Origin of the sequence: Bradyrhizobium sp. CSS354, from assembly GCF_029051725.1 — a bacterium.
Classification (GTDB): Bacteria; Pseudomonadota; Alphaproteobacteria; order Rhizobiales; family Xanthobacteraceae; genus Bradyrhizobium.
In genome coordinates this window covers 98,266-118,566 of record NZ_JAACFU010000002.1, presented here as the reverse complement: position 1 = coordinate 118,566, position 20,301 = coordinate 98,266, and the positions used below count along the sequence as shown (strand labels likewise).

Here is a 20,301-nt window from a genome sequence, read left to right as displayed (position 1 = left end):
GCGTAATGTTTCTGCGGGGCATGGATTCGGGTGGGGGCTGGTGACTAAGCCAGGAAAGAAACGGGCGGGCGCCGCATCGCGCGCGGCTGGAGGCTCGCGTCACGAGGAACCGGGGGAGGGCGGCGTCGAGGAGGCGGTCGCCTTCATCGCCGAGCAGGTCGGGGCACTGCGCAAGCTTGCCGAGCGGCACAAGCTCGACGTGCTGCATTATCTCCTGGGCATGACCAAGCTCGAGGCCGACGAGCATCTGCGGCTGCGGAGCAAGCGCAAGCTCTCGTGAAGAGGGCGATGTGCTGCTCCAACGACGGTGCGGTTAGCCGTTGCGGCTTGCCATTTTGGCCAATCGCTGGCCGAGATATTCGGCCGTGGTGAGGTCGCTCTGAGGCAAGGAGCTGTCGACCAGATGCGACGCAAGGCCAAGCTGGCTGCCTAAGCGATTGCGGCCGCTCGGGTCCTCCCCACCCGGAATATCCAGTCCGCACCAGAGCATGCCGTGCTGCGCGGCCAGAATGGAAAAGTAGGACAGTGTGTGGAGTTGATCGCCGCCTGCGCAGGCGCCCGTCGTGAACCCGGCTGCGATCTTGTTGGCCCATTGCTGCCGGCTCCATCGATCACTTGAAGCATCGGCAAACGCTTTGAATTGAGCGGCTGGTCCGCCCATATAGGTCGGGCTGCCAAACGCAACCGCGTCGGCGCGGTCGATCGTCTCCAGTAAGCTCTCATTCTGGAAGCGGCCTGATACGATGTCGCCGCCGGTGATACGACAGAGCGTGACCTGCGCCTTGCCATCCGCTCCGCGCGCAAGCGCATGCGCCAGCGTCTCGGTGGTGCCGGAGATGGAAAAGTAGATGATGGCGAGCAGAGGCATGGTGGTGCCACTTTGGTGGGACCTCGCCATCTTTGACGCTGTCGATGTCTTGTACAAGTCCCGCCACGCCGTCATTGCGAGCGAAGCGAAGCAATCCAGAGTCCCACCGCGGTCACATTCTGGATGCTTCGCTGCGCTCGCAATGACGGTTGGGGTGGCGGTGCATCCTTATCCCGCTAACCGCCGGCGCGGAGCGGGCCGCGGCTTCAGTGTGGTATCGGCTTGCGTCAGCAATCGCCCGTCCTCCGCGCGCAGCTCCAGCTTGCGCACCGGGCGGCCTTTCTCGCGATCGACCAGGATGGTCGCGATCTCCGACGGGCGATCGTCGAATTCCTCGCTCCATTGGCGCAGCGCTACCAACACCGGGAAGACGCCGCGGCCCTTCGGCGTCAGCACATATTCCTGATAGGCGCTGCCGTCGGACGCGGGGGCGGTTGCTAAAATGCCGTGGTCCACGAGTGAGCCCAGCCGTGCCGACAAGATGTTCTTGGCCATGCCGAGCTTGCTCTGAAACTCGCCGAAGCGGCGCAGGCCGAACAGCGCCTCGCGGATGATCAGCAGCGACCACCGGTCGCCGATCGCTTCCAGCGAGCGTGCGATCGGACAGGTATCGCCCTCGAAGCTCGTTCGTTTCACCATTGCTTCGTCCTTTCGCGATCGCCCGATCTCAGAGCCGATCACGCGCTTGTGTGGTTGCATCATAAAACCATACGCCCTAGATGGCAATCATAGTTTTATGATGCAACCACTGGAGGCGAACGTGAGACTGAAGAACAAGACGGCCCTGATCACCGGCGGCAATAGCGGCATTGGACTGGCGACGGCAAAGCTGTTCGTGGCCGAGGGCGCCAAGGTGGTGATCACCGGGCGCAACAAGGAGACGCTCGAGGCGGCCGCGAAGGAGCTCGGGCCGAACGGGCTCGCGCTGGCCGCCGACGCCACCGACATTGCCGCGACCGAAGCTGCGATCAAGAAGGGCGCGGAAAAATTCGGCAAGTTCGACATCGTGTTCGCCAATGCCGGTATCGCCGGCGGCACCCCGCTGGGGTCGGCCACGCTGGAGGTCTTCGAGAAGGTCATCAGCACCAATCTGACCAGCGTGTTCTTCACCGTTCAGTCCGCGTTGCCTTATCTCAACGACAACGCCTCGATCATCCTCAACGGCTCGGTGATCTCCGTGCTCGGCATTCCCGGCTATTCGGCGTATGGCGCCGCCAAGGCCGGCGTGCGGGCGATGGCGCGGATCATGGCATCAGAACTGTCGCCGCGCGGCATTCGCGTCAACGTGGTCGCGCCCGGTGCGATCCGCACGCCCATCTGGGGACCTGCGACCGCGACGCCCGAAGCCGAGAAGGCGTTTGAGAAGCGGATCGCGCTGACGACGCCTCTGGGGCGCATTGGCGAAACAGATCACGTCGCGAAGACGGTGCTGTTCCTCGCCTCCGACGATTCCGCGCATGTGCAGGGCCAGGAAATCTTCGTCGACGGCGGTGCGGTCGCCTCGCCGAGCGGTGCGCCGATCTATCGCGGCTGATCAATTGAAGTGAAAATTGAATCGGTCGGTGCACGCAAAGCGGTTGCGCCGGCCGATCCCCACTTCTCGCGAGCTGTATTTTCTGAACGTTGCGTGAGGCTTTGAACCTTCGCTTTGGCTGCCAAGACCCTTTTACGGGCAGGGGTCACGAGACTCATTTCAAGGGAGCCCGATATGCCAAAGGCAGCTCGTATTATTTCCCCGATTTCAGCACCGCGTATTTACACTGAAAATTACACCGTTCCCGCCAAGCGTTCCGACACCTCCGAGTTCATCGGGGTCGCTCTTTTTGCCGGCATCGGCCTGTTCGTTTCGCTCGTCGCCGTCATCCTCGGCATTCAGGGCGCCTGGTTTTAGCTTCGCCGATCGCGCACCGCTCGATCAGCCGCCGCGACCGAGTTGCGGCGGCTGATGATTGGCGCTTTCGCTCAGGCCGCGCGCAGGGCAGTTGCCGCCTCGAGCGCGCTTGCGAGCGACTTCTCGCGATGCTCCGGCCCGACCTGGATTCCGTCGGCGCTGATGAATTCGGGATGATGGATGCCCATGAAGCCGAACACGCCCCGCAGATAGCTTTCGAGGTGCTCCAGCGACGCGGCTGGCGAGCCGGCGCCGTAATAGCCCCCGCGCGAGATCGCGAAGATTACGCGCTTGCCGCCGGCAAGGCCCTGCGGGCCGTTGGCCCCGTAGCTGAATGTCTTCCCCGCCACCAGGACCCGGTCGATCCAGGCCTTGAGCTGGCTCGGAATCGTGAAATTGTACATGGGCGCGCCGATCACGACGATGTCCGCCGCAAGAAACTCGTCCAGCGCGGCCTTGCTGGCGGCGAGGTCGGGGCCGAGTTCCGCTGGCGCAGGCGCGCCTTGCGCGGCCGCCAGATGCGAGCCGGAGAGATGGGCGAGCGGGCTCTGCGTCAGGTCGCGATAGACGATGTCCAGCGATGGCGTCGCCTGCCTGAGACGGTCGACGATGGCGGCCGAGACCTGCCGGGAGACGGAGTGGGGGCCGAGCACGCTGGAGTCGATGTGGAGGAGTTTCATTCGGGATCACCCTGGTATAAGTTTGTAACCAGAGCTCCATGAGTGACTATCGAAATCCCCGCAAGAACGCACCTTTTTGAGCCATGGGCACATCTTTGAAACCTGCGCACGTCGATTTGCCTGCCACGCCGATGCCGGATCGCGACCACGCGGACTGCCGTGGCGTCGCCTCGATCCTCGCGCGCGTCGGCGACAAATGGAGCGTGTTCGTGATCATGATGCTGAGTGATGGACCCAAGCGCTTCAACGAGCTCAAGCGCATGATCAACGGCATCTCGCAGCGGATGCTGACCCTGACACTGCGCGGGCTCGAGCGCGACGGCCTGGTCACGCGCACGATCTTCCCGACCATTCCGCCGCGGGTGGATTACGAGCTGACCGATCTCGGCCGCGGATTGCAGCAGCCGGTGAAGGCACTCGGCGAATGGGCGATCACGCATCAGCAGCAGATCGCCTCGGCGCGCACGCGCTTCGACGAGCGGAACACTCCTTAAAGCAGCGAGACAAGGCCACCGCCGTGGCGTTCGAGCCGGCCGGCGAGCTCGAGCTCCAAAAGCACGGTGCGCACGATGGCAGGCGAGGCGCCGGACATCCGCACGAGATCGTCGATCGTGACAGGGGCAGGGCCGAGCAGACCGGTGATCTGATCGCGGTCGTGTCCTTGCGGATCGCTTTCGAACGGCTCGCTGTCGGGCTCGCGCGCGGTGCGCATCAGCGGCCGCTCCATGATCGGTGCGACTGCGTTGACGACGTCGGCGGCTTCGGTGACGAGCGTCGCGCCCTGCTTGATCAGATCATTGGTGCCGGCGGCGCGCGGATCGAGCGGCGAGCCCGGCACCGCGAACACTTCGCGGCCCTGTTCGGCCGCCATGCGCGCGGTGATCAGCGAGCCCGAGCGGTGCGCCGCCTCGACCACGACCACGCCGAGCGCGGCGCCCGAGATCAGCCGGTTGCGACGGGGGAAGTCGCGGGCGCGCGGTTCATGGCCGAGCGGCATCTCGGAGATCGCAGCACCCTTGCGGTCGAGGATCGCGGCGATGAGATCGCCATGCTCCGGCGGGTAGATGCAGTCATGTCCGCCGGCGAGCACGGCGATGGTGCCGCTCTCGATGCTGGCGCGGTGCGCGGCCTGATCGACGCCGCGGGCGAGGCCGGAGATGACGACAAAGCCGGCTTCACCAAGCTCGCGGGCGAGCTGACCGGCGAATTTCAAGCCTGCACCGGAGGCATTGCGCGAGCCGACGATCGCAATCATCGGCCGCACCAGCGTTGCATTGTCGCCGCGTACGGCGAGCAACGGGGGCGCATCGTCGAGCGTTGCCAGCCGCGCCGGATAGCCGTCCTCGCCGGGCGCGAGCCAGGCGATGCCGAATTTGCGGCTGGCGGCGAGCTCGGTTTTCGCCTCGTCGGCGCTACAGATGCGCGCCGATCGCTGCGCACCGCCACGGCGTGCGAGATCCGGCAGCCGCTCCAGCGCCGCGCGCGCCGTGCCGAAATGATCGACCAGCGACCGAAAAGTGCGCGGTCCGACATTGTCGGACCGGATCAGCCGCAGGCGGTCGATCCTGTCGGCTTCGGTCAGCTCTACACTTGGATTGATGGCGTTCACGGCGGCTCCTTGCAGGCACAGCATGGAACAACCTGAGGGCGTATGGAAGGGGGTGGACCCGGCCACAGCACCCGAATAAATGGATGGTCACCAAGCGGATTGGTTTCTGAGGCATTGGAATGCGTGTCGCACCGGTCGAGATTTTCGCTGATACCACGAACGCGGCGGTGATGCGTCACCCGGGACGGCATTTTCCCGGGATGCTGATTCAGGGCGACGCGCTCCACACGCTCTGCTGCATGGCAGATGACGCCTGTTCGGCCATCGACCAGTCGTCAGAAGCGTACAAGAATGCCAACGAGCTTAGAAACCGGCTTTGGTCGTACCTCAATCATTACAAGGCCACACTGGATGAGCACGGCCTACCTCTGCCGTTTAGCGACCGAGGCATCTTTACTTAGGAATACCCATGATCTCACTCGCCGACCTCCAGCGCCGTATCGAAGCGGGCGAGCTTTCGCCCGATGCCGCCATTGCCCAGTCGCATGCAGCCATCGAGGCCAGGGAGAAGGACGTCCATGCCTTCGTCCGTCACGACAGCTCCGCGAAGGCGCAAGCTTCTGGGCCGCTGCGCGGCATCGCGGTCGGGATCAAGGACATCATCGACACCGCGGATTTCCCGACCGAGATGGGATCGTCGATCTATCGCGGCTGGCAGCCGCGCGCGGATGCGCCTGTCGTGATGATGCTGAAGCGGGCAGGCGCCACCATCATCGGCAAGACCACGACCACGGCGTTCGCCTCGCGCGATCCGACCCCGACGCTCAATCCGCACAATCTCGGCCATACGCCGGGCGGCTCGTCCTCGGGCTCGGCCGCGGCGGTCGGTGCCGGCATGATCCCGCTGGCACTGGGGACCCAGACCGGCGGCTCGGTGATCCGGCCTGCGGCCTATTGCGGGACCGCCGCGATCAAGCCGTCGTTCCGGATGCTGCCGACGGTCGGCGTCAAATGCTATTCGTGGGCGCTCGACACGGTCGGCCTGTTCGGCGCGCGCGCGGAAGATCTCGCGCGGGGACTGCTGGCGATGTCCGGCCGCACCGAATTCACTGGCATTGTCCCGGCGACGGCGCCGCGCATCGGCGTTATCCGGCAGGAGTTTGCCGGCGACGTGGAGCCGGCCGCCGAGGAGGGGCTGCAGGCCGCGATCAAGGCCGCCGAGAAGGCCGGCGCCAGCGTGCAGACCATCGATCTGCCGCAGGCGGTGCAGGAGGCCTGGCGCATCCATCCGATCATTCAGGACTTCGAGGCGCATCGCGCGCTCGCCTGGGAATTTTCCGAACGCCACGACGAGATCGCGCCGATGCTGCGCGCCAGTCTCGATGCGACGGTCGGTCTCACACCCAAGGACTATGACGACGCACGCCGGGTCAGCCGTCGCGGGCGCCGCGAGCTTGGCGAATTGTTCGAGCGGTTCGACGTGCTGCTGACCTATTCGGCGCCGGGCACGCCGCCGGCCAAGGAGCTCGCGAGCACCGGCGACCCCCGCTACAACAGGCTCTGGACGCTGATGGGCAACCCTTGCGTCAACGTGCCGGTGCTCAAGGCCAATGGCCTGCCGATCGGCGTGCAGGTGATTGCGCGCTTCGGCAACGACGCGCATGCGCTGGCGACGGCGTGGTTCCTGGAGCAGGCGCTGGCGAAATCAGGCTAGCACAGGTTCGAGGGCGACGATGCGCTGGCCGGATGCGGCCGGCGCTGCGCTGTGATCGGTACCTTGCTTGAGCCAGCGCCCGGCGGCCTCGCGGCCGCTCCGGTGCAGCGCGCGAATGAAGCCGCGGCCGAGATCGGTGGACGAGCGCTGCGCCAGGCCGTCGACGAAATCTTCCGCGGCGATCCTGGAGAGCCGCAACGACGATCCGGTCTGCGATTGCGCCCATTCCATCGCCGCGATCTCGGCATTGAGGGCGGCGTTGGCCGCGATCTGATCCAGCCTGCGGTCGATCGCGGCGAGCGTGATCGGCACGTAGCTGTCGCGCGCCGGCGTGACCTGGACGAGCAGGATTTCGGTGCTCGCCGTGTCCTGCACGAGCCGCAGCAGGGGCGGATTGCCGCCGAGGCCGCCGTCCCAATAAGCCTCGCCGTCGATCTCCACCGCGCAATGAACCAGCGGTGGACAGGTCGAGGCCAGCGCGACGTCTGCGGTGATCATGTCGTTGCGGAAGATCTGCTGCTGCCCGTCGCGGATCCGGGTCGCCGCGATCAGGAGCTTCGGGCAGCGCGGATCGCGCAAGGCGGAAAAGTTGATGTCGCGCGACAGCGCCTGCCGCAGCGGATCGAGATCGAACGGATCGAACTGGCCGGAGCGCAGCGTCGGACCGAACGCGACCGAGCTTCCCGCCGGCGAGAAGCCGCCGATCAGCATCAGCGATCGGAACGAGGCCTCGTGCATCAGCCGGATCCAGAACCGGTTGAGCCGCGCGCGCGCGCCTTCACGGCCGCCCTCGGCGAAACCGGAGGCGAGCAGCAGCGCGTTGATGGCGCCGGCGCTGGCGCCGCTGATGGTGTCGATCGCGATGGACGGCTCTTCCAGCAGCCGCTCCAGCACGCCCCAGGTGAAGGCGGCGAAGGTGCCGCCGCCCTGAAGCGCCAGCGACAGTTTTTGCGGCGGCCATTGCCCCGGCGCCCGATCCTGCGCGATGGGCGCTGCGACAGCTACAATTTCGACTGGTGTCCGCGCTTGCACGATCGGGTCGGGCTCGCGCGATGGTGGCGAGACGGAAGCAGCCTCCGGTGTGACAAGCGGGAAGGGCCCAGCGGACCAGATGTCCGTCGTCGAGAGCATCCGGCTTGCCGCAGTGCCCTGCAAGCCACCTTCAACATGCGCGCCGACAATCTTCTCGCTCATTCTGAGCAACCGCGTAGAGCCATGCCCACGATCAGGGCCAAGCCAGGAACCCGTTCGTCCATACAGCCGTGATTCGGCTGCAAGTTGCGAACACCATTTGGATATAATGCAGAAGGGGTGCCGCGGTATCCGTGGATTCCCGGCTTATGCCTTCTCGCCGATCCGGCTTTCCTTGCCCGATTGCAGTCGCTTGATGTTCTCGCGATGTGCGAAGAACAGCAGCAGCGTCAGCACTGCCGCCAGCGCCGCGAGTGCGGGTTGGCCGAACCACAGCAGGAACAGCGGGGTGATGAACGAGGCCACCAGGGCCGAGAGCGAGGAATAGCGGGCGGTAAAGGCAGTCGCCAACCAGAGCAGGCAGAACACCAGCGCGGCCGGCCAGAACAGCCCGAGCATGACGCCGATATAGACGGCGACACCCTTGCCGCCGCGGAACTTGAGCCAGACCGGGAAGAGATGGCCGAGGAAGGCGCCGAGTCCGGCCAGCATCGCGGCATTGGGACCGGCGATGTAGCCGGCGATCACCACCGCGACGGTGCCCTTGAGCGCGTCGAGCAGCAGGGTCCCCGCGGCAAGGCTCTTGCGTCCCGTGCGCAGCACGTTGGTGGCGCCGATGCTGCCGGAGCCGATCGAGCGGATATCCTGTGTGCCGCCGAGTCTCGTCAGGATCAATCCGAACGGAATCGAGCCGAGCAGGTAGCCGATGGCGAAAGCCACCGGCAGGAACAATTCAAGTGCCATGTCTGCAAATTCCCTGGCTGCAGCTCCGCACGTCAGACATGCTCGTACACGGTCCGTCCGCCGACAATGGTGCGCACCACGCGGCCTGTAAAGCGGGCCTCGTCGAACGGCGTGTTCTTGCAGGGCGATTTGAGGTCGGCGGGATCGACCACCCAGGGGACATCGGGGTCAATCACGATGACGTCGGCGGGGCTGCCCGGACGCAAGGTTCCGCCAGGCAATCCCAAAATCTCGGCCGGCCGGGTCGACATCGCCCGGATCAGCGTCTTGAGGCCCAGCTCGTCATTATGCACGAGCCGAAGGCCCGCCGGGAGCATGGTCTCCAGTCCGATCGCGCCGGGGGCTGCTTCCGCGAAAGGCAGGCGCTTGACCTCAACGTCCTGCGGATTGTGGTCGGACATGATGACGTCGACGAGGCCGGAGGCGACGGCGGCGACCAGCGCGCGGCGGTCGTCCTCGGTGCGCAGCGGCGGCGACAGCTTGAGGAATGAACGGTAAGGGCCGATGTCGTTCTCGTTCAGCGCAAGGTGGTTGATCGAGGCCGAGGCGGTCACGGCGAGGCCGGCGTCGCGGGCGCGCTTGAGCACGTCGAGCGACTCGATGCAGGTCAGCGACGCCGCGTGATAACGGCCGCCGGTGAGCGCGACCAGGCGCATGTCGCGCTCCAGCATCACGGCTTCCGCCGCGTTCGGGATGCCCATCAGGCCGAGCCGCGACGCGAACTCGCCCTCGTTCATCACGCCTTCGCCGACGAGATCGCGATCCTCGGTGTAGTGCACGATCAGCGCGTCGAAATCGCGCGCATAGGTCAAGGCGCGGCGCATCACCTGCGCATTGATCACGCTTTTGTCACAGTCGCTGAAGGCGATCGCGCCGGCTGCCTTGAGGAGGCCGAACTCGGTCATCTCCTCGCCGCGCATGCCCTTGGTCAGCGCCGCCATCGGCTGAATGTTGACGATGGCAGTGTCGCGGGCGCGACGCATCACGAAGTCCACCGTCGCCGAGTTGTCGATGACGGGCGAAGTGTCGGGCTGGCAGATGATGGTGGTGATGCCGCCGGTCGCAGCCGCCTGGCTTGCGGAGGCAAAGGTCTCGCGATGGCTGAAGCCGGGCTCTCCGACGAAGGCGCGCATGTCGATCAGGCCGGGCGCGACGATCTTGCCGGCGCAGTTGACGACGTCGGTGCCCTCGGGGACGCCGGCAGCGCCGATGCCGCGGCGGGTCTCCCGGATGATGCCGTCGGCAATCAGGACATCGCCGGGGCCATCAAAATCCCGGGAGGGGTCGACGACGCGGGCATTGGCAAGCAGGATGGGTCGGCGGTCGGTCAACATGAGCATCACGCGTTCGGCAGGTTGCGGGCGAGCGCTTCCAGCACCGCCATGCGCACGGCCACGCCCATTTCCACCTGTTCGCGGATCAGGGACTGGGCGCCGTCAGCGACCGCAGTGTCGATCTCGACGCCGCGGTTCATGGGGCCGGGATGCATGACGAGAGCGTCGGGCTTGGCGTAGGCGAGCTTCTTCTGGTCCAGCCCGAAATAATGGAAATACTCGGAGGTGGACGGCACGAAGGAGCCGTTCATGCGCTCGCGCTGGAGCCGCAACATCATGACGATGTCGGCGCCGTTGAGCCCCTCGCGCATGTCGCGCGCGACCTCGACGCCCATTCGCTCGATGCCGGGCGGCAGCAGCGTGGAGGGGCCGACGACGCGGACGCGGGCGCCCATCGCGTTGAGCAGGATGATGTTGGAGCGGGCGACGCGCGAATGCAGCACGTCGCCGCAGATCGCGACCACGAGGCCCTCGAGCCGGCCCTTGTTGCGGCGGATGGTCAGCGCGTCGAGCAGGGCCTGGGTCGGATGTTCATGCGCGCCGTCGCCGGCATTGATTACGGAACCGTCGACCTTGCGGGCCAGCAGTTCCACCGCGCCGGAGGCGTGATGGCGCACCACCAGGATATCCGGGTGCATGGCGTTGAGCGTCATTGCCGTGTCGACCAGCGTCTCGCCTTTTTTGATGGACGAGGAGGACACCGACATGTTCATGACGTCGGCGCCCAGCCGTTTGCCGGCGAGCTCGAACGAGGATTGGGTCCGGGTGGAAGCCTCGAAGAAGAGGTTCACCTGCGTCCGTCCACGCAGGACGGTGCGCTTCTTGTCAACCTGGCGGTTGAGCTCGACATATTCTTCGGACAGGTCGAGGAGGCCGGTGATGTCGGCCGCGGAAAGGCCCTCGATGCCCAGCAAATGCCGGTGGCCGAGGACGAAGGTCGATTTCGATGTCATTAAAGCGAGAGCTATAGGCGGGGATGGCCGGGGGGGCAAGGGCCAAAGCCCGGGCGGGGAGTTATCCCCCGATCTGTACCTTGTCGTCATTCCGGGGCGATGCGAAGCATCGAACCCGGAATCTCGAGATTCTCTGGTGCGGGAGCCCGCACCATAGTTCGGCTCTTCGAGCCGCCCCGGAATGACGCCGGAGGACGGGGAGGCATCGTGAAAACAGGTCTTACCGCATTTGTAGCAATCGGCTTCATCTCATCCGCCCATGCCCAGTCGCTTCCCGGCGGCTTCGTCTATCTGCGCGACATCGACCCCAGCATCGTCCAGGACATCCGCTACGCCACCTCGAACAATTTCGTCGGCCGTCCGCTCGCCGGCTACGGCGCTGGCGAATGCGTGGTGAAGCGGGAGGTGGGGCTGCGGCTGAAGGCGGTGCAGCAGGAACTGGCGGCGCAAAATCTCTCGCTGAAGATGTTCGACTGCTACCGGCCGGCGCGGGCCTCGCTCGATATGGTCAGGTGGTCGCAGAACGGCCACGAGACGGCCGCCGAGCGGCGCTACAATCCCAAAATTCCCAAGACCGAGTTGTTCCGCCTCGGCTACATCGCAAGCCGCTCGCAGCATTCGACGGGCGCCGCGCTCGATCTCACGCTGGTCGATCTCAAGGCCGACAATTCAGGCAAATACGACCCGTCAAAGGCCTACGCTGACTGTACCGCGCCGGTCGAGGCTCGCCCGCCAGAGGGCAGCGTCGACATGGGCACCGGCTATGACTGCACCGACGTGAAAGGGCACACCGCCGCACCGTCGATCAGTCCGGACCAGCGCGCCTGGCGCAAGCGGCTCGTGGCAGCGATGGCGAGGCAAGGCTTTGTGAACTATGCGAAGGAGTGGTGGCATTTTTCCCTGCCGGGGGCGGGCGGGGCGGCCTATGATTTCCCGATTCCGCCGCGGACGAAGTAGATCGCAATCCGACCAGCCCGGAATGCTCCCCAATGAAAGCGCCTTGATGGACTCGCTCAATCCCGATCATCCGCCGCTGACTGCGACGCCAGCGCACGAGGCGACGCGCGTCTGGAAATTCTGGGGCACGGCGATATGGGGCGTCGTCATTTTCGCTGCAATGTTCGTCGGACAGATCGGCGCCATCGTTCTGCTGGCGGTACAGCGTGGCCTGCCGATGGACCTCGCGTCGCTTCAGCTCGTCGGCGGCGAGCCGCAGGCGCTCGCGCTGTCGGTGATATTGGGCCTGCCGGCGACACTGGCCGCGGTGTGGCTTGCCATCCGCATCAAGAAGACCTCCTTCGTCGACTATCTCGCGCTGCATTGGCCGTCCTGGAAGCAACTCCTGTTTGGCGCCGTTGGCCTCATCCTGATCGTCGTGGCCTGGGAGACGATGTCGCGGAGCCTCGGCCGCGAGGCCACGCCGGGCTTCATGACCGATCTGTTGAAATCTGGCCGCGATAAGGGCGCAGCCTTCTTCCTGTTGTTCGCATTCAGCGTGGCAGCGCCGATGTCGGAAGAGATTTTGGCGCGCGGCTTCCTTTATCGCGGCTGGTCGGCGAGTTTCCTGCGCGTGCCCGGCGCGATCATCCTGTCGTCGCTGCTGTGGACGGTCGTGCACCTGCAATACGACCTGTACTTCCTCGCCGAGGTCTTCTCCATCGGCCTGTGGTTCGGCTACATGCGCTACCGCAGCAACTCGCTCTGGCTCACGATCGTGCTGCACGCGCTGAACAATCTGACGGCGGTGGTGCTGACGATGTGGCTGGGGAGCTGAGGTTTCATACTCCGTCATTGCGAGCGCAGCGAAGCAATCCAGACTTCTTCCACGGAGACAGTCTGGATTGCTTCGTCGCAAGAGCTCCTCGCAATGACGGAGGTCTAGGCCACCAGCGCGATCACGATCGGCATGGTGATCGCCGCCAAAATCGTCTGCAGCGTGATGATCTGCGCCAGCAGCGGGGCGTCGCCGCCCATCTGGCGGGCCAGCACATAGGCGCTGGTCGAGGTCGGCACTGCGGCGCAGATCGCGACGATGGCGAGGCTGTCGCCGGACAGTCCGAACCAGACGGCAAGCACCAGCGCGACCATCGGCATCAACACCAGCTTGAACACCACGCCGATAGCGGCGCCCGCGCTGGGGCGGAGCAGGCCTTTTAGATGCAGTCCGGCGCCGGTGACGAGCAGGCCGATGGCGAGGGAGGAGCGGCCGAGTGCGTCTGCCACCTCATGCCAGATCCTAGGCAGCGGCAGATGAATGACATTGATGACGAGGCCGATCGCGCAGGCCCAGATCAGGGGATTGCGGACAACAGTCATGACGATCGCGCGCGCGGATTGCTTCTCCGGCGCGGCGAAGTGCGCGAGCACCGCGACGCTGAGGACGTTGACCAGCGGAATGATCGCCACCATCGCGACCGAGGCGAGCGCCAGCCCGACCTCGCCGAACATGTTGGCGGAGACGGACAGCGCCACATAGGTCTGCCAGCGGATCGCGCCCTGGAAGATCGAGGTGAAGGCGGGACCGTCGATGTCGAGCCGTGCGAGAGCCGGGCGGAGCGCGAGGCAGAGCAGCGACATCGCGAGCGCCGACAGCAGCAGAGCGCCGCCGACGCCGGCGACCGGCACGCTGGACAGGTCGGCCTTTACCAGCGTCTGGACCAGCAGCATCGGAAACAGGACGAAATAAGTTAGCCGCTCCAGCCCGTTCCATTGCGTGTCGAGCCGCATCAGGGTGCGCCTCAGCACCACGCCGAGCACGATCAGGATGAAGACGGGGAGGAGCGCCGCGATCACGACGGCCATGGATCAGCCTGGCCCCGGAGCTGCGCGCAGATTGGCGAGGCGGTCGAGCGCGCCTTGCAGGATGAAGATCGCGGCGTGCTCGTCGATCACTTCGGCGCGCTTGGCGCGGCTGACGTCCATGCCGATCAGCTCGCGCTCGACCGCAGCGGTCGACAGGCGCTCGTCCCAGAGACCGATCGGCAGCACGGTCAGGCCGGCGAGGTTGCGGGCAAACGCCCGGGTCGATTGCGCGCGCGGGCCCTCGCTGCCGTCCATGTTGATGGGCAGGCCGAGCACGAAGCCGACGGCCTTGCGTTCACCGGCAATCGCGAGCAGCCGGGCGGCATCCTGCTTGAACGCCTTGCGCTGGATCGTCTCGACGCCGGTCGCTAACCGGCGGTCCGGATTGGACACGGCAACGCCAATGGTCTTGGTACCCAGATCAAGGCCGACCAACCCGCCGCGTTCGGGCCAGTGGATTGCAGCATCGACGAGAGGCAGGATAAGAGCCGGCATGGTGTTAGCGCATATCACGCGTCGCGCTGCGGAGTGAACCCGGAACATGGATGCGCTGACACTATTTGGCCTGTTCGCCGTGACGGCGATGCTGGTCACTTACGCCCTGGAAGACCGCAGCCACTGGTTCGTGCTGCTGTTCGCAATGTCCTGCGTGCTCGGTTCGGCCTACGGCTTCCTGCAAGGGGCCTGGCCGTTCGGCGTGGTCGAGGCGATCTGGGCCGTCGTGGCGCTGCGGCGCTGGCGTCTCAGGCCGTAGATCGTCCGGCGGCACCACGACGCGCGAAATCGTGATGCGCAGGTGCATCGACCATTTGTGGCAAATCTCACACGGGTGACGTCGCGGACGATGGCATGATGTCGCGTCTCCGGCCGCGCGCATCGATTGACGCTCTGGTTGCGGTAGATTAAATATATAGTCTAAAGTAGTGCGGGGCGAAGCCTCCGATTCCAGAACGATGGGCAGCACCCGACAGTCCGGCGGCGCTGCAACCTTCGCGCAAATTTTCAATGCGCTCCCGACAACGTCCAGATTCGTCCAGTCATTTTTGAGAGGTCATCATGCTCATCAAGCCAAGCCTGATCGCGGGCTCAGAAAGGCGATTTAAGCAGGCCGAGTTTTCACCTGAAGCCCTGAACCGAAATTTAGGCGATGGCCCGATCCAGATAAGCTCCGACAAGAAAATCCTGCGCCAGCGCCAGCTGTTCGCGGAGACGGGGAACGTGCAGGCGGCAGAGATTGGCCTGGAGCGGATCATCCAGGGCAATGATCTCGACAGCATCAACTATCTCGCCAAGGGCACCGCGGCCTCGCGCTCGGTGTGTCGCATTCAGCTCAGGGACATGAAGTCGAATCTGCTCGGCTATGGTTCGGGCTTTCTGATCGGGCCGGGCCTGCTGATGACGAACCATCACGTTTTCGGCAAGCCGGTCGACGCAGCCAATTCGATCGCCGATTTCGATTATGAGCTGGACATTTCGGGAGAAGAGCGGGTGCCGATCCGGTTCGGATTCGAACCGGCCAAATTCTTCTACACCAACGACAGACTCGATTTCTCAATCGTCGCGATGGCGCCGACCTCGCTGTCAGGTCACGAGGAGCTCGAGAATTGGGGTTGGTTGCCGCTCAGCGGTGCGCCCGGCAAGGCGGACCCCGGCGAGTACCTCACCATCATCCAGCATCCCAGCGGACAGATGAAGCAGGTCTGCGTCCGCGAGAACAAGCTGCTTAAATATGTCGGAGACTTCCTCTGGTATAACACCGATACGACGGCCGGGTCGTCTGGTTCGCCGGCGTTCAACCGCTTCTGGCAGGTGGTCGCGCTGCACCACAGCGGTATTCCAAAGAAAAATGCGCAGGGCCGCACTCTCACCAAGGACGGCAAGGTTTGGGATCCATCGATGGATGAAATCTCGATCGACTGGATCGCCAACGAAGGCATCCGGATCAGTGCAATCGTTGCCGATCTCAAGATTGCCGTTGGTTCCCATGCCCTGATCAGACCGGTTCTTGACGAGGTTGAGCCGCCGACCCGGCACGAGGTCCAGAGAGCCCAGCCGCCTTCGATCGTGACAGCGCCGTACGGCACCAACGTCTGGGTCGAGCAATCCGTCGACGGCACGTCGCTGGTGGTCCCGTTTCGCGTGCCGCTGCCCATGTTCAGGAAGGATGTTTCTTTGCCTCCGTTGGCTCGCCTGCCAGTCCCGGCCGGAGGCAACGGAGGGGCACCGAATGGCGGCAAGCAGAACGGCAGCAGGCCTTTGGTCGCTCCGCCGGTCGGCTTGTTGCCTCACATCAGCGCGAACAACGGTCTGCCCATGGAGGCAGTGCATATCGACCAGAGCACGCTTAAATCCCGTCCGGGATTCAAGGCTAATTTTCTCGGCAGCGGCAAATTCTCCGTCGCCTTGCCGAAGATTCCCGCTGAACTTAAACCCGAGATTGCGATGTTGAAGGGGAAGTCCAAACAGTTCGAGCTGAAGTATTTCAACTATAGCGTCGTCATGAACAAGCAGCGCAGGCTTGCCTTCTTCAGCTGCGTCAATATCGACGGCGGAAAGCAGCAGGACGTCGGCAAGCGCGAGGGTGATTCCTGGCTGCGCGATCCGCGCATCGACGAGGACGCCCAGATCGGCGACGAGTTCTACCGCAAGCAGGCCACTTTCGAGGCGGATCGCAGCAAGAATCCGTTCGACCGCGGGCATCTCGTGCGCCGCCTGGATGCGACCTGGGGCGATACGGTCGCCAAGGCCAAGCAACACGGCGACGATTCCTTCCATTTCACCAATTGCTCGCCGCAGTTCTTCTCGTTCAACCAGGGCAAGCAGCTTTGGGCAGGGTTGGAGGATTACACGCGTAATGTTCTGCTTGAAGGCAAGGAGAAGGGCATCGTGATGAACGGACCGGTCTTCAACGGAGCGGACGCCGATGGATCCAACCTGCCCAATCCGTCCGGTCGGCCGCACAAGGATCCGAGCTTCGGTGGTATCCAGATTCCGAAGTATTTCTGGAAGATACTGATCCGGCGCGACCGCGAAGACGATGTCCTCAAGGCGGCGGCATTCCTGATGAGCCAGAGAGAGCTGGTCATGGGGATCGACCGGATCGAGGAGGCGGATCTGCTCGAGCGCATGTCCGAGGAAGATGTCAGCGTATTTCAGGTCTCGATTGCGGATCTTGCGAAGCTGACCAAGCTCGGCTTCGGCAATCTTGCCGACGCGGACTCGCACGAGGAGACCTCGGTCGGCCCGCGTCTCATCGAGTCCTACGAGGAGATCCGAATCTAGGCGGACGCGGTCGGGTATGCTGCGGAGGGGTGTTGCGAGACCCCAGGCGATCCGGGCCGTCGTCGCGCTGCGGCGTAGGCATCTCAGGCCGCGATGACGGGCGGGACAAACGAAAAGCGGGCGAGGCGGCCTGCCGGGCGGCAGGCCATCCTCGCCCGTGATGGGCAGCTCCCGATCAACGGATCGCGATCGGGTTGATCATCGCCTGCACGCCGCCGGTCCAGCGCGGCTGGCCGAGCACGAACAGGAATTCGTAGCCCTTGTCCCGGGCGAGCGCGGCCGTGTCCATATTCTCGAGGATGTAGGTCCCGTTCATCGCGAGCAGGATCTGGTGCACCTCGAACACGTTCTTGGACTCGAACGGCAGCACCTCGAGCGCCCAGGTGTCGGCACCGATCGCGACGACGCCCTTGCTGGTCAGGTATTTTGCGCCTTCCACGCCGAGACCGGGCTCGCCTGCCGAATAACGCTTGTCGTCCTTGCCGATCAGGCTGAGCCAGCCGGTGTGGAAGATGACGACGTCGCCCTGTCGGATCTCGACGCCCTGCTTCTTGGCGACTTCGTCGATCTCCTTGGCGTTGAAGGCGGTGCCTTCCTTCACGATATCAGTGTTGTAATACGCCGCCATGTCGAGCAGCACGCCGCGGGTGACGATCGGAGGGACCTTCTCGATACCGAGCTTCTTCAACCCGGTGGGATCGGCGAAGTCGGCGAGCTTGTTGCCATTGTAGTAGACGTGCTCGACGCCGAGATGGCCGAGGCCGTCGAGCTGGCTGCCGATGCCGACCCATGTGTCCAGGATGTCGTCGTTATAGGTCGCCTTGTTCGGTCCGAGACCTGCGCTGCCCGCCTGTCCCGGCTGCACCACGGTGATCTTGAAGCTGCGCGGCGGATAGGCCGGCGTGCTGGACGTAACGGGAATGCCGAGTGCGTAGGTCTTTCCGGTCTTCACCAGAGATGCGGCCTTCAGCACGAGTTCGGGCGTCATGTAGTTGGCAGCACCGATCTCGTCGTTCGGCCCCCATTTCGATTTGGTCCAGTCTTGGGCGCTTGCTGTTTCGATCGTCGCAGACAACGCGGCGACACAGCACAACACGAGCGTATTGCGCATCAATAGTCCTCCCGATGTTTTTGCCGGTGTTTGGCTTCGTTATGATTTCGCGCTGGCCAGTCGCTCATCCTAACGTAGAAAAGCCGCGGGCTTCAAAACTTTTCGCGGTGCCATGCTGCGGCGGCTGAACGCAGCACTCGCTGCGCCCAGCGTCGATCGGATCAAGTGCGACAGATTTGTGACGGTGAATTTCGCGCGGTGGAACGCGCTGGCATCTCAGGCTGCGATGACTTCGTCGTCTTGCTTCAGGCAGCCGGCAAACCCGCTCAGCGCACTGGTTTGATGTCCGGCACGACGCTGGATGAAGAGCGTCTCGACCTGCGCGTGCGAATGGCTCAGTGCGTGGATCGACACGCTGCCGTTGATCGCGCTACGTTCGACGACGGCGCGCGGCAGCAGCGTCACGCCCATGTCGGCGGCGACACAGCCGATCATGCCGTCGAGCGTGCCGAGCTCGAAGCGTGCGGCTGACGGCCAGCCGAACTCGACAAAGATCTGTTCCAGCCGCTGCCGGTAGGTGCAGCCGGTGCGGAACGCCAGCGCGGTCGGGCCGGATTCCGGCGTGCCGGCGCGCAGCTCGGCCAGCGTGGCCCAGCGCCGCGCGCTGACCAGCACCAGCTCTTCGCGGAACGCGCTTGTCGCGATGAGATCGGCATGCGCGATCGGACCTGCGACGAAGGCGCCGTCGAGCGTGCCTTCGAGCACGGAAGCGACGAGGTCGGCGGTGGGCGCGGTGCGCAGGCTCAGCCGGACGGCTGGAAAGCGGTGATGAAAGTCCGCGAGCAATGGCGGCAGCCGTACCGCCGCGGTCGTTTCCATCGAGCCGATCGCGAGCGGTCCCTTGGGCTCGCCGTCGTCGCAGGCCGCGAGCACGGCCTCGCGCGCCAGTGCGGACATCCGTTGCGCGTAAGGTAACAGCCTTTTGCCCGCGCCGGTCAGGGTCATGCCGCGGCTATGGCGTTCGAACAGCGGCGTACCGATCTCCGCCTCCAGCGCCTTCACGCGCTGGGTCACGTTGGACTGCACCGTGTTGAGCTCTTCGGCCGCGCGGGTGATGCCCCCGGTACGGGCGACGGCGGCGAAGGTCTGGATGTCGTGGAGTTCCATAATATCGTTTCTCTTTTGAGATGGCAGCGTTCGCAAGATTTCAATTTTAGAGAATGGTATTCGCGCCTAGTCTCACTGTCCAGACCTGGGAGGTGCCATGCCGATCGCGACGTCGCTGACCACGCTATTGGAGATTGAGCATCCGATCCTGCTGGCGCCGATGGACGTCGTGGCAGGCAGCCGCCTCGTGGCGGCGGTAAGCCGCGCCGGCGGCTTCGGCATCCTGGGCGGCGGCTACGGCGAGAGGATTTGGCTGGAGCAGGAGATTGCCAAGCTCGCCGGCATGAAGGCGCCGTTCGGGATCGGCTTTATAACTTGGAGCCTCGCCAAGCGGCCCGAACTTCTCGACATTGCGCTCGCCGCAAACCCATCCGCGATCATGTTGTCGTTCGGCGATCCCGCACCCTTCGCGGCGAGCATCAAATGCGCCGGTGCACGCCTGATCTGCCAGGTGCAGGACGAGACGATGGCGCGGCAAGCGCTCGATGCGGGCGCTGATATCCTGATCGCACAGGGGACGGAGGCCGGCGGTCACGGCGCTTCGCGCACCACGATGGATCTCGTGCCGGCAATCGTCGATCTTGCCGCGGGTCGTGTGCCGGTGGTCGCGGCCGGCGGCATTGCCGATGGGCGGGGACTTGCGGCCATGATGATGCTCGGTGCAAGCGGCGTGCTGCTCGGCACGCGCTTCTACGCGAGCCAGGAGGCCGATGGTGCGGAAGAGGCCAAGCGGCGCATCTGCGCGGCAGATAGTGGCGCAACGGTGCGGGGAATCATTTTCGATCTCTCCCGCAACAATGTCTGGCCCGCGCCGTTTACCGGCCGGTGCCTTGTCAACGATCACGCCAGACGCTGGATCGGCCGCGAGGTCGAACTGATGCAGAATGTCGCCGCGGTCGGGGCCGACTATGCGGCCGCGAAGGCAGCCGGCAATTTCGACATCGCCGCGGTGATCGCGGGCGAGGCGGTCGGCCTGATCCATGATATTCCGTCTGCCGCCGAAATCGTCGAACGGATTGCGACCGAGGCCGAGCAACTGCTAACCGGTCGGCGCAATTCCAGCGTGTCCGCCTAA

At 64.7% G+C, this 20,301-nt stretch carries 23 protein-coding genes; 11 read left to right on the top strand and 12 right to left on the bottom strand.

The features are described from left to right. The first annotated feature begins 40 nt into the window (after positions 1-40). Positions 41-280 (top strand): hypothetical protein, encoded by a 240-nt coding sequence (locus GWG67_RS04335; RefSeq protein ID WP_007603303.1) that lies wholly within the window; start codon positions 41-43, stop codon positions 278-280. 33 nt (positions 281-313) lie between these two features. Here GWG67_RS04335 and GWG67_RS04330 read toward each other — a convergent pair whose 3' ends face one another. Further along, entirely contained in the window at positions 314-868 is a 555-nt protein-coding gene (locus GWG67_RS04330; protein WP_275167915.1) for a flavodoxin family protein, read from the bottom strand. 168 nt (positions 869-1,036) lie between these two features. Next, positions 1,037-1,507 carry a helix-turn-helix domain-containing protein gene (locus GWG67_RS04325; protein WP_275167914.1) on the bottom strand — a complete coding sequence of 157 codons (471 nt, stop codon included), beginning with the start codon at positions 1,505-1,507 and terminating at the stop codon, positions 1,037-1,039. Positions 1,508-1,628: 121 nt separating this feature from the next. Between GWG67_RS04325 and GWG67_RS04320 the strand changes: the two genes are divergently transcribed. Both GWG67_RS04320 and GWG67_RS04315 read left to right on the top strand, forming a co-directional pair. After that, positions 1,629-2,402, top strand: a complete 774-nt coding sequence (locus GWG67_RS04320; protein ID WP_275167913.1) for an SDR family oxidoreductase — start codon at positions 1,629-1,631, stop codon at positions 2,400-2,402. Positions 2,403-2,576: 174 nt separating this feature from the next. After that, positions 2,577-2,759, top strand: coding sequence for a hypothetical protein (locus GWG67_RS04315; RefSeq protein WP_275167912.1), 183 nt, complete (start codon positions 2,577-2,579; stop codon positions 2,757-2,759). 71 nt (positions 2,760-2,830) lie between these two features. Here GWG67_RS04315 and GWG67_RS04310 read toward each other — a convergent pair whose 3' ends face one another. After that, entirely contained in the window at positions 2,831-3,439 is a 609-nt protein-coding gene (locus tag GWG67_RS04310; RefSeq protein ID WP_275167911.1) for an FMN-dependent NADH-azoreductase, read from the bottom strand. A gap of 83 nt (positions 3,440-3,522) precedes the next feature. Here GWG67_RS04310 and GWG67_RS04305 point away from each other — a divergent pair, with 83 nt between their 5' ends. After that, positions 3,523-3,933, top strand: a complete 411-nt coding sequence (locus GWG67_RS04305; protein ID WP_275167910.1) for a helix-turn-helix domain-containing protein — start codon at positions 3,523-3,525, stop codon at positions 3,931-3,933. Here GWG67_RS04305 and dprA read toward each other — a convergent pair. Then, positions 3,930-5,072 carry a DNA-processing protein DprA gene (gene dprA / locus GWG67_RS04300; protein WP_275167909.1) on the bottom strand — a complete coding sequence of 381 codons (1,143 nt, stop codon included), beginning with the start codon at positions 5,070-5,072 and terminating at the stop codon, positions 3,930-3,932. The two genes, GWG67_RS04305 and dprA, sit on opposite strands and share 4 nt — an antisense overlap. Positions 5,073-5,167: 95 nt before the next feature. On the opposite strand from dprA, the gene GWG67_RS04295 reads away from it, so the two are divergent. Both GWG67_RS04295 and GWG67_RS04290 read left to right on the top strand, forming a co-directional pair. Next, positions 5,168-5,449: a hypothetical protein gene (locus GWG67_RS04295; protein WP_275167908.1), complete on the top strand. Its 282-nt coding sequence runs from the start codon at positions 5,168-5,170 to the stop codon at positions 5,447-5,449. 8 nt (positions 5,450-5,457) lie between these two features. Continuing rightward, positions 5,458-6,702 carry an amidase gene (locus GWG67_RS04290; protein WP_275167907.1) on the top strand — a complete coding sequence of 415 codons (1,245 nt, stop codon included), beginning with the start codon at positions 5,458-5,460 and terminating at the stop codon, positions 6,700-6,702. On the opposite strand, the gene GWG67_RS04285 is transcribed toward GWG67_RS04290, so the two are convergent. The 4 genes from GWG67_RS04285 to GWG67_RS04270 form a co-directional block, all read right to left on the bottom strand. Then, a complete protein-coding gene (locus GWG67_RS04285; protein ID WP_275167906.1) occupies positions 6,694-7,896 on the bottom strand; it encodes a patatin-like phospholipase family protein in 1,203 nt (400 codons plus the stop codon). The two genes, GWG67_RS04290 and GWG67_RS04285, sit on opposite strands and share 9 nt — an antisense overlap. A 144-nt stretch (positions 7,897-8,040) precedes the next feature. Further along, positions 8,041-8,637 carry a glycerol-3-phosphate 1-O-acyltransferase PlsY gene (plsY, locus tag GWG67_RS04280; protein ID WP_275167905.1) on the bottom strand — a complete coding sequence of 199 codons (597 nt, stop codon included), beginning with the start codon at positions 8,635-8,637 and terminating at the stop codon, positions 8,041-8,043. A 32-nt stretch (positions 8,638-8,669) separates the two neighbouring features. Next, positions 8,670-9,971 (bottom strand): dihydroorotase, encoded by a 1,302-nt coding sequence (locus GWG67_RS04275; RefSeq protein ID WP_275168399.1) that lies wholly within the window; start codon positions 9,969-9,971, stop codon positions 8,670-8,672. Positions 9,972-9,976: 5 nt separating this feature from the next. Then, entirely contained in the window at positions 9,977-10,924 is a 948-nt protein-coding gene (locus GWG67_RS04270; protein ID WP_007603315.1) for an aspartate carbamoyltransferase catalytic subunit, read from the bottom strand. A gap of 207 nt (positions 10,925-11,131) precedes the next feature. On the opposite strand from GWG67_RS04270, the gene GWG67_RS04265 reads away from it, so the two are divergent. Together GWG67_RS04265 and GWG67_RS04260 are read left to right on the top strand one after the other, a co-directional pair. Then, positions 11,132-11,881, top strand: a complete 750-nt coding sequence (locus tag GWG67_RS04265; RefSeq protein ID WP_275167904.1) for a M15 family metallopeptidase — start codon at positions 11,132-11,134, stop codon at positions 11,879-11,881. Between the two features lie 46 nt (positions 11,882-11,927). After that, positions 11,928-12,698, top strand: coding sequence for a CPBP family intramembrane glutamic endopeptidase (locus GWG67_RS04260; RefSeq protein ID WP_275168398.1), 771 nt, complete (start codon positions 11,928-11,930; stop codon positions 12,696-12,698). Between the two features lie 104 nt (positions 12,699-12,802). Here GWG67_RS04260 and GWG67_RS04255 read toward each other — a convergent pair whose 3' ends face one another. Together GWG67_RS04255 and ruvX are read right to left on the bottom strand one after the other, a co-directional pair. Next, a complete protein-coding gene (locus GWG67_RS04255; RefSeq protein ID WP_275167903.1) occupies positions 12,803-13,726 on the bottom strand; it encodes an AEC family transporter in 924 nt (307 codons plus the stop codon). A gap of 3 nt (positions 13,727-13,729) precedes the next feature. After that, a complete protein-coding gene (gene ruvX / locus GWG67_RS04250; protein ID WP_275167902.1) occupies positions 13,730-14,221 on the bottom strand; it encodes a Holliday junction resolvase RuvX in 492 nt (163 codons plus the stop codon). A 46-nt stretch (positions 14,222-14,267) separates the two neighbouring features. On the opposite strand from ruvX, the gene GWG67_RS04245 reads away from it, so the two are divergent. Beyond that, positions 14,268-14,480 (top strand): hypothetical protein, encoded by a 213-nt coding sequence (locus GWG67_RS04245; protein WP_275167901.1) that lies wholly within the window; start codon positions 14,268-14,270, stop codon positions 14,478-14,480. Positions 14,481-14,782: 302 nt separating this feature from the next. Next, on the top strand, positions 14,783-17,008 hold the full coding sequence (locus GWG67_RS04240; RefSeq protein ID WP_275167900.1) for a DNA/RNA non-specific endonuclease: 2,226 nt from the start codon (positions 14,783-14,785) through the stop codon (positions 17,006-17,008). Between the two features lie 175 nt (positions 17,009-17,183). Here the strand turns inward: GWG67_RS04240 and GWG67_RS04235 are convergent, their stop codons facing one another. Next, the gene (locus tag GWG67_RS04235) at positions 17,184-18,119 is read right to left on the bottom strand and encodes a cyclase family protein (protein ID WP_275167899.1); all 936 of its coding nucleotides are present in this window, start codon (positions 18,117-18,119) and stop codon (positions 17,184-17,186) included. A 216-nt stretch (positions 18,120-18,335) separates the two neighbouring features. Continuing rightward, positions 18,336-19,226, bottom strand: coding sequence for a LysR family transcriptional regulator (locus tag GWG67_RS04230; RefSeq protein WP_275167898.1), 891 nt, complete (start codon positions 19,224-19,226; stop codon positions 18,336-18,338). A gap of 97 nt (positions 19,227-19,323) precedes the next feature. Between GWG67_RS04230 and GWG67_RS04225 the strand changes: the two genes are divergently transcribed. Further along, positions 19,324-20,301: a nitronate monooxygenase family protein gene (locus GWG67_RS04225; protein WP_275167897.1), complete on the top strand. Its 978-nt coding sequence runs from the start codon at positions 19,324-19,326 to the stop codon at positions 20,299-20,301.